General features: G+C 34.4%; 17 protein-coding genes. 10 read left to right on the forward strand and 7 right to left on the reverse strand.

The window, feature by feature from the left end:
* The first annotated feature begins 102 nt into the window (after positions 1-102).
* From CEY12_RS10075 to CEY12_RS10085, 3 genes are all read left to right on the forward strand, one after another.
* Positions 103-585: a VOC family protein gene (locus tag CEY12_RS10075; RefSeq protein ID WP_228409835.1), complete on the forward strand. Its 483-nt coding sequence runs from the start codon at positions 103-105 to the stop codon at positions 583-585.
* A 103-nt stretch (positions 586-688) separates the two neighbouring features.
* On the forward strand, positions 689-1357 hold the full coding sequence (locus tag CEY12_RS10080; RefSeq protein WP_089027571.1) for a hypothetical protein: 669 nt from the start codon (positions 689-691) through the stop codon (positions 1355-1357).
* Between the two features lie 376 nt (positions 1358-1733).
* Positions 1734-4112: an outer membrane beta-barrel family protein gene (locus tag CEY12_RS10085; protein ID WP_089027572.1), complete on the forward strand. Its 2379-nt coding sequence runs from the start codon at positions 1734-1736 to the stop codon at positions 4110-4112.
* On the opposite strand, the gene CEY12_RS10090 is transcribed toward CEY12_RS10085, so the two are convergent.
* Both CEY12_RS10090 and CEY12_RS22740 read right to left on the reverse strand, forming a co-directional pair.
* Positions 4109-4492, reverse strand: coding sequence for a hypothetical protein (locus CEY12_RS10090; protein ID WP_089027573.1), 384 nt, complete (start codon positions 4490-4492; stop codon positions 4109-4111). The genes CEY12_RS10085 and CEY12_RS10090 overlap by 4 nt on opposite strands.
* A complete protein-coding gene (locus CEY12_RS22740; RefSeq protein WP_262484995.1) occupies positions 4485-4616 on the reverse strand; it encodes a hypothetical protein in 132 nt (43 codons plus the stop codon). Before CEY12_RS22740 ends, CEY12_RS10090 begins: the two co-directional genes overlap by 8 nt.
* 92 nt (positions 4617-4708) lie before the next feature.
* Between CEY12_RS22740 and CEY12_RS10095 the strand changes: the two genes are divergently transcribed.
* The 3 genes from CEY12_RS10095 to CEY12_RS10105 all read left to right on the forward strand — a co-directional run bounded on the left by CEY12_RS10095 (position 4709) and on the right by CEY12_RS10105 (position 6914).
* The gene (locus tag CEY12_RS10095) at positions 4709-5341 is read left to right on the forward strand and encodes a TetR/AcrR family transcriptional regulator (RefSeq protein WP_089027574.1); all 633 of its coding nucleotides are present in this window, start codon (positions 4709-4711) and stop codon (positions 5339-5341) included.
* Positions 5342-5378: 37 nt separating this feature from the next.
* Complete coding sequence (locus CEY12_RS10100) at positions 5379-6200, forward strand: AraC family transcriptional regulator (protein ID WP_089027575.1); 822 nt, start codon at positions 5379-5381, stop codon at positions 6198-6200.
* An 81-nt stretch (positions 6201-6281) separates the two neighbouring features.
* Positions 6282-6914, forward strand: coding sequence for an NAD(P)H-dependent oxidoreductase (locus CEY12_RS10105; protein WP_089027576.1), 633 nt, complete (start codon positions 6282-6284; stop codon positions 6912-6914).
* 69 nt (positions 6915-6983) lie between these two features.
* Here the strand turns inward: CEY12_RS10105 and CEY12_RS10110 are convergent, their stop codons facing one another.
* Positions 6984-7841 carry an AraC family transcriptional regulator gene (locus CEY12_RS10110; protein ID WP_089027577.1) on the reverse strand — a complete coding sequence of 286 codons (858 nt, stop codon included), beginning with the start codon at positions 7839-7841 and terminating at the stop codon, positions 6984-6986.
* Between the two features lie 85 nt (positions 7842-7926).
* Here CEY12_RS10110 and CEY12_RS10115 point away from each other — a divergent pair, with 85 nt between their 5' ends.
* Both CEY12_RS10115 and CEY12_RS10120 read left to right on the forward strand, forming a co-directional pair.
* Entirely contained in the window at positions 7927-8934 is a 1008-nt protein-coding gene (locus CEY12_RS10115; RefSeq protein WP_228409836.1) for a zinc-dependent alcohol dehydrogenase family protein, read from the forward strand.
* A gap of 71 nt (positions 8935-9005) precedes the next feature.
* Positions 9006-9443 (forward strand): GNAT family N-acetyltransferase, encoded by a 438-nt coding sequence (locus CEY12_RS10120; protein ID WP_089027578.1) that lies wholly within the window; start codon positions 9006-9008, stop codon positions 9441-9443.
* Positions 9444-9507: 64 nt separating this feature from the next.
* Here the strand turns inward: CEY12_RS10120 and CEY12_RS10125 are convergent, their stop codons facing one another.
* The 3 genes from CEY12_RS10125 to panD form a co-directional block, all read right to left on the reverse strand.
* Positions 9508-10083, reverse strand: a complete 576-nt coding sequence (locus CEY12_RS10125) for a TerD family protein (protein ID WP_089027579.1) — start codon at positions 10081-10083, stop codon at positions 9508-9510.
* Between the two features lie 112 nt (positions 10084-10195).
* Positions 10196-11224, reverse strand: coding sequence for a lysylphosphatidylglycerol synthase transmembrane domain-containing protein (locus CEY12_RS10130; RefSeq protein ID WP_089027580.1), 1029 nt, complete (start codon positions 11222-11224; stop codon positions 10196-10198).
* Positions 11225-11227: 3 nt separating this feature from the next.
* Entirely contained in the window at positions 11228-11578 is a 351-nt protein-coding gene (gene panD, locus CEY12_RS10135; RefSeq protein WP_089027581.1) for an aspartate 1-decarboxylase, read from the reverse strand.
* Between the two features lie 397 nt (positions 11579-11975).
* Between panD and CEY12_RS10140 the strand changes: the two genes are divergently transcribed.
* Positions 11976-12266 (forward strand): HU family DNA-binding protein, encoded by a 291-nt coding sequence (locus CEY12_RS10140; protein WP_034682524.1) that lies wholly within the window; start codon positions 11976-11978, stop codon positions 12264-12266.
* 71 nt (positions 12267-12337) lie between these two features.
* Here CEY12_RS10140 and pdxH read toward each other — a convergent pair whose 3' ends face one another.
* Entirely contained in the window at positions 12338-12979 is a 642-nt protein-coding gene (pdxH, locus tag CEY12_RS10145; RefSeq protein WP_089027582.1) for a pyridoxamine 5'-phosphate oxidase, read from the reverse strand.
* A gap of 24 nt (positions 12980-13003) precedes the next feature.
* On the opposite strand from pdxH, the gene CEY12_RS10150 reads away from it, so the two are divergent.
* A complete protein-coding gene (locus CEY12_RS10150) occupies positions 13004-13552 on the forward strand; it encodes a YqgE/AlgH family protein (protein WP_089027583.1) in 549 nt (182 codons plus the stop codon).
* Positions 13553-13579: the final 27 nt, after the last annotated feature.

A 13579-nucleotide genomic window follows, 5' to 3' on the forward strand; every position in this document is an offset into this window, starting at 1 on the left:
TTCATCAGAACAAAATTGCATTTATTTTTGTCTTAAATTATCTTTGTAATTATATGATGTAGTCATAAAACTTTCGAATTGTAGAATTTAATAATTTCATTTATGAATAGAATCCGGTTAAGTTCGTCTTTATTAATCTTCTTTTTCCTTTTATCTTCCTGCCAGCCTTCTGAAAAACAAAATAAGCCACAAACCATGAGCACTATCAACCCCGCTATCTATTTTGAAATTCCCGTACATAATGTAGAACGTGCAGAGAAGTTTTACTCTTCAGTATTCAACTTTAAATTTGAAAAAGAGATCATTGATGATTATGAAATGTCTTTATTCCCTTTCGAAGAAAAAAGCAATGGAATAACAGGAGCCCTAGCCAAAGGTGATGTTTATAAACCTAGTAAAGAAGGAGTGATCATTTACTTTAAAACATCGGATATTGATCATACTTTACAAAAAGTCTTGCAAAATGGAGGTCAGATACTCTATCCGAAAACCCTAAATGAAAAACATGGTTTTGCCATTGCTGAATTTGAAGATTCAGAAGGAAACAGAATTGCTCTTCACCAAACTTTGAAAATGAGGGAATAAAGACCCGCATACAAAACACTTAAATATATTTACTATATATCCCGGCATATTTGTATCTTTAGTTGTAAGTAAGCAGTTATTATTAATTTTTTGATACAAAATCATGGCAGAAGAAATTTATTTCATAAAGACCAATCCGACTATTGCCAAAATTAATTTGTACAAAAAACTTTGTTCCGAAGAAGATATAGTGCTTAATTATCTGGATGATGATAAAAAAACAAGTCTGGAAGTTATTAAAGCCAAGGTAAGCGATAGTGTTGAAAACCTTACTCCTGACGAACTCCGCAGCATTTTTCACTGGTTTCACACCGAATATAATGACAAAACATCAGATCCGGAAGAGTGTAAGGAGGAGATTATCAACCAGCTTTTCATCAATGGGATTGATCAGTTTTATGAAATTCCTTCAACAGATGCACCCAACTTCAACCAGATTATCACCGATTATCAAAAATATTCGCATAGCAATTTAAACTATAAATTTAATGCTGAAAACTTCAGTCCATTTCTTATCTATGGAATATTTTTCACCGGATTGATCAACCGTTTTCACAAAAAGGAAAACAGCCAGATTCTCCTGATGGATTTTTTAAAACCAGACTTTAAAACTTTATATTCTTTCGCTGAAGAGGAATTCAATTCCGGAGTCAAAAATCAGGAAAAGGAGTCTCTTTATGGGTTTGATTCTGTGCTTTCAACCTATTTTGGAGAGCTGTATGATCTTACCCGATATTACAAAGATCCTATTATTAAGCTTGATGAACATTAGAAAAGAATTCAAAGTTTCTATACCAATCCTGGATATTCTGTAAAATCAAAGAGCATCTTGTATCTCAGTTTCAGAATGTTTTTGGCTTAAATCTTACTTCATTTGCATCTTTAATTTACTGTAATCTTAAACCATCACTGATTCCTTTCATATCAGATCAGGAGGGCAATTAATATATTGTTACTTCATCATCATTTTTGTCGAAATGAAATAATCTCGTACAACTCATTTGATACCTACAAGTCGAATGAATAATTGAAACTTTCACCGTAAAAGAAAGCAACCTAAAAATGAACACCATATGAATTTTTGGAGCTGATATGTAATACTTCCTTTCTTTTAAGTGTCATAAGTGTAAACATCTAACTAAACTAATATGTACCGAAAGATATTTATTTTCGCATCTCTTGTCTTCTCTCCTTTCATTTTTGCGCAAAGTATAGAAGGAACTGTCACAGATCAAGAAAATAAACCTGCAGCTGAGGTTGAGGTCCTTGTGACAAGAGATCAGGAAAAATTTTCCGCGATTACAGATGAGAAAGGAGTATTCAAAATCAATCTTAAGAAAAACGGAAATTATATCCTGGAAACCATAAAAGACGGGATAAAAACCGAAAGCGAAAAAATAAGTGTTACAGGAAACATAAAAAAAGATATCCGGTTAAAAGAAGCTCCACCTACTGAGAAAAAGATCGAAGGAGTAACCGTGACCGTAAAGAAAAAATTGTTTGAGAGAAAGGTCGACCGTTTGGTTTTTAATGTTGAAAACTCAGTAGCATCACAGGGAATAGATGTAATAGAAGCATTGGCAAAAACCCCGATGGTCCGTACCACTGATGAGGCGATCACCATTGCAGGAAAAAGCAACGTTGCAATAATGGTCAATGACAGGCTTTTAAATCTATCCGGACAGGAGCTTATCAATTATTTAAAAACCCTGCGTTCCGATGACGTTGCCAAGATTGAGGTGATTACGACACCACCTGCAAAATATGAAGCAGAAGGAAAAAGCGGATTGATCAATATAATTCTAAAGAAAAACACAAACTTAGGTTGGAATGGTTCTTTGCAAACCTCAGGAAGCTATTACTATGGAAGGCCTACCGTCAGCACCAGAAGCGGAGCGAGTTTTAATTATCAGGGAAATAAATTATCTCTTACTGCTAACTTATCAGCAGGTGATAATTACTGGGAAAATAAATCGTACAACTATCTTACCGGAACAACCAATTCAGATTACTGGAATACCGATACGAAAAACTCCAATAATTACAAATATAAAGGAGGGAATCTTAAGGGAGAGTATAAGATCAATGATAAAAATCTGGTAGGTTTCAATTACAATTATTCCTTTAGCAACCCATTGGAGTTGGCGGAAAGCTATACATCCATTTCCAACGAAACAGGAAAGCTTACCCTGTTCTCTGATAATAAAAATAAAAATCATAGAAATGTTCATAATGCCAATGCCTTTTATGATATAAAATTTGATACAATGGGAAGTAAGCTGAGCTTATCTGCCAATTTATTGATCAATAATGCGAATGCAAGAAACTTTTACAATACCGTTACTGACCAAACTATTTCTACTTTTACCAACCCTATCAGCAAGTATAAGATTTATTCCGGACAGGCAGATTTAGAAAAAAACTTTGCCAAAATAAAAACAGAATCAGGGGTAAAGTATACCTCTATTAGAAATAATTCCGACTTTAATTTCTTTAATATCGAAAACGGTCAATTTATAATCAACAAGGACAGAACGAATACATTTAACTATAACGAGCAAAATTATGCAGCTTATGTTTCTACTAATTTTAAAATTAATGATCAATGGGATGCTAAAGCGGGACTTCGATATGAGTACACGAGTCTGGAAGGAGTTTCAATAAATGACAATTTATCTGCTAAAATAAAGTATGGAAAATTTTTCCCAACTGCATATTTGAGCTACAAACCTAATGAAAACAATGCTTTTTCAATAAATTATTCCCGTAGAATTACCCGACCTTATTTTGGAAACCTCAATCCATTCAAATATTATACTTCAGAATTTGAATACAGAACAGGTAACCCTTATCTTCTTCCTTCTTTTTCAGACAATTTTGAATTTGGGTATGTCCTCAAAAGCAACCTTAATGTGACCCTTTATTATAATTACAATAAAGATAATTGGGACAGAATTCAGGTGGTGCAAGACAACCTGAAATACAGCATTGTAAAGAACTTTTATAATCAGGACCAGGCGGGAATCAACATCAGTTACAATTACAACAAATTAAAGTGGCTGGAATCTAATGTTTTCATTAATGGATTTTACGCCAAGTCAAAATCTTACCTCCCGGAAGCAGTGGCAGCACCCGCAGGATTCGGCGGTAATCTAAATATAGATAATAACTTCTTCTTAAACAAAGATAAAACGGTGACTTTCATGCTCGGGGTTTGGGGTAATTTACCTAACAAAGATGGAAATACGGATTATTACGGGAATGCCTCAGTTTATACCGGGTTAAAATTAAACGTGATGGAGAAAAAGCTGATGATCAATTTATATTTAAATGATGTCTTCAATACCAACCGAGACAGGGGGATAGAATATTATCCAAATTACAACGTAGAATATTCTTCCAAGGGAATTACTCGAAACGTTTATCTTTCTCTGACTTACAAATTTGGAAACAATGATGTAAAGGGAGCAACCAAACAAGTGAAGTTTGAAGAATCAAGCAGAGCTGGTGGAAACGGGGGGAATTAAATACATTTTGAGAACAATTGTCTTGATCTTTCTTTTTTATTTTTAAACCAATAATATCCCATTCCACCCACAAAATACGAAAGAATATCAAAAATATCTCTCGTAAATTGATCAGATATCAAAGGACATACAATTTCAAATAATACCGATAAATAAATAGCCGAACTGATTATAAATTTTAAATTGGGTTTCCACTGGAAGCCCAAAATTTTGTTCATCACATATTGAATCAGATAAGCATACATTGGAATGGTCAGTACATCTGTAAAATAATCATTGATCCAGGGAATGATAATCCCATTCCTCCGGAGAAGAATAATGGTTAACCAGGATAATAAACCCAGCAAAAACCATTTGGAAACAATGTATCTTTTACGCATGTAAAACTGCCATAACAATTCCTAAAATAACCTGCAGTACTTTAACCATTATTTCCTGAATATCTTTTTCATTCTTCCCGGTATCTCCATCCTTTTCGTAGTCAAATTTTTGTTTCCCTTCCATTGTACTTTGATTTCTACTCTGCAAAGATATAAAAATTAGAACAATTGTTCTAATTTTTTAAATAATTAGAAAATCTCCCTTATATTTGGCTGATGAAAATCAAGGAAAAGATCATTTCAACGGCACTTCGGCTTTTCAATGAGAAAGGCTATAACATGGTCACCACAAGACATATTGCCGCTGAACTGAACATCAGCCCGGGAAATCTGCATTATCATTTTAAACATTCTGAAGACCTCATCAAAATACTTTTTTCAGAATTAATCCTGGCAATGGATGAAATGATGAATACGCTCAATGAAAACAAAGTAAAGACTTTAGAAAGTTTATTTGATTTTACTTTCCGTACGTATGAAATATTCTATTCGTACCGTTTCATTTTCCTCAATTTCGTTGACATCTTAAAAAAGATTCCGGAAATAGAAACTCAGTATGAGAAGATCACTATCGGCAGAAAAGCTGAATTTCAGTCTATATTTTCAGATTTCCAGAAGAACAATATCTTTCAGGAGAACATTCCTGATTTTATTATTGAGAACCTCAGCACGCAGATATTTATCATTGCTGATAATTGGGTCACACATAACAGCCTTACTTTAAAATTACCCAAAGATAAAGCTATACAACATTACAGTATGATACAGATGAATTTATTTTATCCTCTGTTAAATACAGAACAGCAGGATTTATATCAACTGAATTTCATTAAAAATTTTAAAAAATAAATCTCAAATTGTTTTAAATTTATTATTTGATTTTATCATGTCAGAATCATCATCATACAACGGTTACAGGATTCCGGTTCCATTAGAATTCGAGAATATATTCTCGCATTTTTATTTTGCTGAAAACACTTCCGATCAACCTGTTACCAAAACATTATTACCCACCTATCAGACCATTTTATTATTTTGCTTTGGAGAAAGTGCCTCAATGGTCACCAAAGAAAAAACAACGATTACAGTAGACAAATGTATTGTTTTTGGACCTATAAGACATTCATTCGATTATACATTACCTGCGAAAACGTCTATTCTCGTCGCCAATTTCAAGGACGATTCCTTTTACCGGTTTTTCGGAAAAGCATGTATTTCATACCACGCTGCCATGAATCCCGATGAACTTCTTTCAGAAAACTGTTTTACCAATTTGTGGCATCAGATTTCAAAAATCACCTCTACCCAAGAACAGGTAGATCATATCCTTGAATTCTGCAGACCTTACCTGCAAGACCGGGATCTGACAGGTCAGCTTCTAAGCAATTTTACAGACAAGAGCTTAAATCCTATCAAAGCCATTGCTGAAGAAACGAATCAAAGCGAACGCAACATTCAGCTAAAGCAAAAAGAGCAATTCGGATATTCGTCTAAAGAAATCAATCGATACAACCGGTTTTCGAAAGCCATCATGCTTATTGAAACAGAAATCGCCAATCAAAATAAAGTCGAATGGTTTAGCATTGTCGATGAGTGTAATTATTATGATCAGAGTCAGCTGATCCATGATTTCAAACACTTCATACAGCTCTCCCCTTCACAATTCCTTAAGTTTCAGCAAGACATCTGTAATCCAAAATCAGATTAGGCAGCCATTTCGTTTTCTTACAATTTTCACATACTCTGCTCTACTACCTTTGTCCTATAACAAATTAAAAAAGTAGAAAAAATGAGACATTTAATTATTTACGCCCATTATAACGAAAACAGTTTAAACCATCATCTTTTACAAACTGTTGTTGAGACCCTTACTTCTCAAAATCATGAAGTCGTGGTAAGAGACCTTTATGCCATCAACTTTGATCCGGTTTTTTCTTTAAAAGATATACAGGAACAAAGAAAGGGAATTCTTGCCGATGACATTAAATACGAACAGGAATTCATTTCATGGGCGGAACATGTTACCTTCATCTATCCAATCTGGTGGACCGGAATGCCTGCTATTATGAAAGGATATATAGACAGGGTTTTCAGTTATGGATATGCTTACCGTTATGATCAGGGAGTTCAAAAAGGTCTATTGAAAGGAAAGCAGGCTGTCATTATAAACACCCATGGCAAATCTCATGAAGAATATGAAAAAATTGGAATGGATAAGGCGCTTTCATTAACCTCAGATAAAGGAATTTTCACCTATTGTGGTTTTGAGATCAATCAGCACTTCTTCCTTGATAAAGCAGACAGAGTAGCTCCGGAAGAGGTTGAAATCTGGAAAGAACAGATCAGAAATACTTATCTGGAGATTCAAAATAGCTCAGAGCTCTTGAGTAATGATAAACTTGAAATTAATCAACACTCATAAAAAATAAGGTCGATGAGTTTTTGCCATCAATTTGATCCAAAGTAAATTCCGTAAAGACAGTGCCAATACTTAATGAGTCTTTGCAGCTTCCAGATAGTTTTTGCGGAATTCAGTTGGATTTACTCCGGTATGCTTTTTAAAGGCTTTACTCAAATGACTTTTATCGGTGAAACCAAACTCGTCAGCTATTTCAGAAATACGCATGTCACTATGAAGAAGTCTGTTTTCTACCTGTTTGAATTTATAATTTAAAATATAATTCTGCAGTCTTTCTCCTGTATGATGTTTGAAATATCGACCAAGATAAGCTTCAGCCACACCAAAGGTATTTCCAATGTGTTCCGCTTTAATCTTATCAGGACTTGATATATTCTGTTGTATATAGTTTAAAATATCCAAAACCTTGCTATCGCTATTTTCATCTATACCGTCAGGTAGAGTAATTGAAATATTTCTAGACACAATTACCAATAGAGTATTGATATATTGGTCTACTACTTCTTTATGAAACAAATCCTGCCTCATGTGTTCGTTAATAATAAAGTGCATTAATGACTCAATGACCTGTTTATCATTTTCGCGTTTTAAAATACATCCGGACTGACTGCTTATGTTTCGCAAAATCATCTCAAGTCTATTGACTAATCCTTTTGCCGCCGTATTGGTTTTCAGATAGGTTGCATTAAATCTGATAAAAAAGAATCGGCTTGTTGATTTGATTTCAAATGTATGGTTATCCTGAGGGGCTAATAAAAAAAGATGCCCGGGCTCATAGCTGAATTGATCTCCGTTTATATTCTGAACTCCAGCCCCTTTAATGACATAAACAAATTCAAAAAATGTATGAGTATGGATTCCCCGTGGACATTCATCGATCATATCCGTTATTGCTAATTCATAAGGTGCATATAAATTATCAGTTTTCATGAAGCAAATGTACAACTATATGTAAATATTATACAACAACAAAAACATCATAGTTGTATAATTTTGTCTGTATAAAAATAAGGATATGAATACATTAAAAACCCAGAACACCGATGCGATGGTTCTAAACGAAGCAGGTGGCAATTTTATCAAAAAAACAATTGAACTTCCCACGTTAGGGCCTGATCAGGTGAAAGTAGAAATATATGCCAGTGGCGTCAATCCTTTAGATACCAAAATCTGGTCCGGGCAGGCTGAGCATGCACAGCAACCTTTACCAGCCGTTTTAGGTATGGATCTGGCAGGAAAAGTAGTTGAAAAGGGAAACAACGTTGAGCAGTTCAATATAGGTGATGAAGTTTTCGGCTTGGCTGGGGGTATTGGAGGCAATCAGGGAACCATGGCACAATTTATAATAGTAGATGCATCACTTTTAGCTAAAAAGCCCACCAATATCAGTATGGTACAAGCAGCTGCACTCCCATTAATATTCATTACCGCCTGGGAAGGTTTAGTAGATCGTGCAAAAGTGGATCAAAGCAAAACTGTTTTTGTACAGGCAGGTGCGGGAGGCGTAGGTCATATGGCTATACAGATTGCAAAAGCATTTGGAGCGAACGTATATGCAACAGCATCTGAAAAAGACCAGGAATTAATACGGACTTATGGTGCAACTCCAATTGCTTTTGCCGAAATGGAATCCGGTTCCTATATCGATTCTTATACCAATGGCGAAGGTTTTGACATTGTATTTGACACCCTTGGTGGTACTTTTCTTGATGCCGCTTTTAAAGCCCCAAAAATATATACCGGGCATGTGGTGACTTCTTTGGGCTGGGGAGCTCATTCACTTGCCCCCCTTTCCTTTAGAGGAGCAAGCTACTCCGGTATATTTACACTCCTTCCTTTAATTACAGGCAAAGGAAAAGCAAACCATGGAAAAATCCTTACTGAAGCCACTAAGCTTGTCGAAGCTGGGAAGCTTAACGTACGTTTACATCCTACAGATTACACATTTAACACCGTGGATCAGGCCCATTTACTAGTAAGAGAGGGTAAGGCAAAAGGTAAAGTTGTGATTCGTATCATATAATATCAGACAAATGATAAGAGGTGCTCATTTAAATATTTAATATATTCGTTTATTGAAAGGCTTTTAATACAATGAATTTTACATTACAATATAGAGAAGCACAGGAAAGTGATATCGATTTCTTACTCGACCTGAGAATGAAAACAATGACTGAACATTATGCCAGTTCAAATTTATCAACTACAAAAGAATTTGCATTACAACGGGTACTGTATCAATTCGAAAAAGCCCGTATCATTAGTTTAAATGATCATCAGGTAGGATTACTAAAAATAGATCATGCTGCTGATACAGTAGATATCCTTCAACTTCAGATCCATCCCGATGAGCAGGGTCGTGGTATCGGAAAATCTATATTGGAGAATATTATTCAGGAAGCAGCATTATCTCAAAAAACAGTCTCTTTAAGTGTTTTAAAAACAAATAAAGCACAGAAATTATATGCAAGGTTAGGATTTAAAATAATTGATGAAGATGAACATTCCTATATGATGAAACTCAGTACATAAAAAAGTATGCTGAAGAGCATACTTTTTATTTATAGTTACGAGACTTTCTATAAAATCAAGAGTCTTATTTAATGATTTGTCCTTTGTAATATTTCTCTAAGAAGAAAGATAAATCGGCTCTGTAGCCCAATCCTGAGGCTTCGAACTTCCAGCTTCCATTTCTTTTATATAATCTGCCAAATTCAATCCCGGTCTCGATCGAAAAATCCTCGTCCAGTTCATATTTAGCGATTTCCTGATTGCTATTATTATCAATAATTCTTATATATGAATTTCTTACCTGTCCAAAGTTTTGCTTTCTTCTTTCAAAATCTTCTATCGTTACCACAAAAAGGATCTCCTCTACATTTTCATTCACCTTCTCCAGATCAATAATAATGGATTCATCATCGTCACCATCACTATTTTTACCACTTGGATCATCTCCTGTGTGTATTAAAGCTCCATCCGGAGAATTCAGATTATTATAAAAAACAAAGTAATCTTCGCTTACTAACTTTCTCTGGGCATCAATCATAATCGCGGAAGCATCAAGATCGAAATCATATCCATTTCCATCATTAGGATCCCAACCTAAACCAATCGTCATTTTTGTCAGTCCTATATCTATTCTTTGTCCTTTCTGTAGGTTAATTGCCATAATAAATTCTTATCTATCTAAGATAAATTTGATTTCTGAAATATCCAAATATTTTAATGAAAAAAGCCCAATCTAATTGACCGGGCTTGTGTTTTATATTTAGAATTAAAATCTAATTGCCAAAATCATTTTGGCTCACTCTTTTATTTCTTGCTTTTGCCAGCATAGGAATAGAAATTAATCCCATGACCAGCATAATAACAATTTGTAAGGGTAAAGAAATAAAAGAATAAGTAAGCCCCATTTCACCCCCAAATTCTGCACTTTTCCCCATAGAGATAAATAATGCCATAAAACCGAATTTCATCGCCAGATTGAACGCTCCAATACCTCCGCTGGCTGGAATAATCATTCCTAAGGTTCCCACTACAATAATAAAGAAACCATCAGCAATTGTAAAATCTGAAGTTTCAGGAAGTGCAAAACAAACCAGATAGGCAGCGAAATAATAGGAAATCCAGATTCCAACAGTGTATAGAATAAATTTTCCTTTTTGCTTCAGTTTAAAAATTGAAGTAATTCCCTGGAAAATTCCGTCAATAAAACCTATGATCTTACCTAAAAAAGGAATTGCGCTAAGCTTCTTTTTAAGTACAAAAAAAAGTACCGTTCCTACTACAAGAATCAAAAGAACAATTAAAATTTTATTCGGATTGACCGTAACGCCAGAATTTTCATAAAAAGATAGAATAGCTTTGTATTTAAAAACCAGGGTCAACCCTAGAAATCCCAACATACAAATAAGATCTACGACTCTTTCTAAAATAATAGTTCCAAAAGACTTGTCTACAGGAACTCCTTCCACTCCATATAATGCAGTAGCTCTTGCCACTTCACCACTTCTGGGAATCGTAAGATTCATCAGGTATCCAAAAGAGATAGACCATAATGAATTGGAATTAGAAATCTGATGTCCCATAGGTTCCAATAAGAGATTCCAACGGATCGCACGAAACCAATATGCCAGCATTCCAAAAACAGAAGCAAATAAAACCCATAAGTAATTTGCCTTAGCTAATGATTTCTGTATCACTTTAAAATCCAGTCCTCTCAGGGCAAGCCATAAGAAAAAGCCTGCAAAAGCAAGAGAAATTACAATGGTAATTATTGACTTTAAAGGATTTGTCTGTTTTTTCTCCATGAATTAGGTAAGAAGGTTTGTTTTTTCATCCGGGAAAACAATTTTCGGCTGAAAAGTCTTTGCTTCTTCAGGAGTCATCTGTGCATAAGCGATAATAATGATGATGTCATCTTTCTGAACCTTTCTGGCAGCAGGTCCATTTAAGCAAACTTCTCCGGATTTTCTCTTACCTTTTATAATATACGTATCAAAACGTTCTCCGTTGTTTACGTTAACGATATAAACCCTTTCACCCACTACCAATCCGGCAGCTTCTATAAGATCTTCATCAATCGTTATACTTCCAATATAGTTAAGGTCTGAGGCCGTAACCCTTACCCTATGAATCTTTGACTTGAAAACTTCTATTAACATGGTGCAAATTTATTAATAAAAATCTACAAATTGAAGTTTAAAAGCATTTTAAAAGCATCAGATACACAGGTATTTAATTTTTTTAAAATTAAAATATTTGGATTTTACTTACTAAATCTACAATCATATCGCCAAATACATTAATACTTAGTACGAATTTAGGATTTAATAAATACAGAAAATAATATTTGATTTTACCTAAAGTCAATACACATAAGCATTTGGCATGATTTTAGTAACGGGTAACGTAGGTTTTTGGTAAAAATAGGAATTATCATATTTTGATGTTTTTAACCCAAAATCAAAAAAATAACGCAATATTTAATAAAAAAATTGCACAATTAGAAAATAGTATTATATTTGCTATAATTACGAACCAACTTTAATATTAAAAATTATGAACAAGTCTGAATTAATCGACGCAATCGCAAAAGATGCAGGAATTACAAAAGTAGCAGCTAAGTCTGCTCTTGAATCTTTTATTTCTAATGTAACTACTACTTTAAAGAAAAAAGACGGAAAAGTTTCTTTAGTAGGATTCGGTACTTTCTCAGTAGCTGAGAGAGCTGCTAGACAAGGTATCAACCCTGCGACTAAAAAACCAATCAAAATTGCTGCTAAAAAAGTTGCTAAATTCAAAGCTGGAGCTGATTTATCTACTGCAGTTTCTGGAGCTAAGAAAAAATAATCATTCAGATTAAAAAATTCAAACCTCATCTTTTGATGAGGTTTTTTTATGTTCTTATCTTAAAGGCGTGTTTACGGTGCCAAACGTGAAATCTTCCAATCCAGATCTTCAAGCTGGTAAATAATTCTGTCATGCAGCCTATTGGGTCTTCCCTGCCAGAACTCCATTTCATAAGGTCTTGCTAAATATCCGCCCCAATTCTCCGGTCTTGGAACCTCATTAATTTCATACTGCTTCTCGAGTTCTTTTAATTTCTCTTCCAGAAACTCCCTGTTTGGAATAACCTGACTTTGAGGTGAAACTACAGCACCAAGCTGACTTCCTTTTGGTCTTGAGTGAAAATATCCATCACTTAAATTATCCGCGATTCTTTCCAAATCTGCCTTGATAATGATTTGTCTTTCCAATGTTGGCCAGAAAAAATGAAGACATGCTTTATGGCTTTTTTCAATTGCTTTACCTTTCCTGCTGTCATAATTCGTATAAAAAATGAAACCTTCGTGGGTATATGCCTTTAACAAAACCATTCTTGTTCTGGGGCAGCCGTCTTCTTCAACCGTTGAAATTGCCATTGCATTCGCCTCAGAGATTCCTGAGTTCTCCGATGCTTCAAGAAACCAGTCTCTAAATTGTTCTATCGGATTTTGTTTTATCTCACTTTCAATAAGTTGGGATTTCTCATAGACTTTTCTCTTATCATGAAGGTTTTCCATAAATATTTTTTATTAAATTTGAGTATGCATTACTCATACAAAGGTAAAATATTAATTTCCACGCCTGATATTTCCGGAGATATTTTTTCCAGATCAGTGGTCCTTATTGTAGAACATAATGAAAGCGGCGCATTTGGTTTGATCCTGAATAAAAAGAATAATCAGATGAGTGGCAAGTTCAGAAACTTTTTCGATTTCAAAATTGAGGTGTATGATGGAGGCCCGGTAGAAAATGAAAAAATATTTTTTATTGTAAAAGGCAAAAAAGTAACGGAACTTTATACAGATATTTCTGAAGGATTCTATTTAACAGAAGACATCGAGAATATCATTAGTTTAGTCCTCAGTGGTGAACTTAGTATAGATAATGTTAAAATATTTTCAGGTTACTCAGGCTGGACCGCCAATCAGCTGGATACTGAGGTTCAAAAGAAAATGTGGACCGTAGTTGATATTTATAATCTGGATTACACATTACCTAATGATCAGACATTATGGAAATCTATTATGCAAAACCTCGGTGGTGAATATTTACTTTGGGCCAATTCCCCGGAAGACATTTCTTTAAATTAACTCACTCGTATTCAAAATATCGGCCGA

Source organism: Chryseobacterium sp. T16E-39 (assembly GCF_002216065.1).
GTDB lineage: Bacteria > Bacteroidota > Bacteroidia > Flavobacteriales > Weeksellaceae > Chryseobacterium.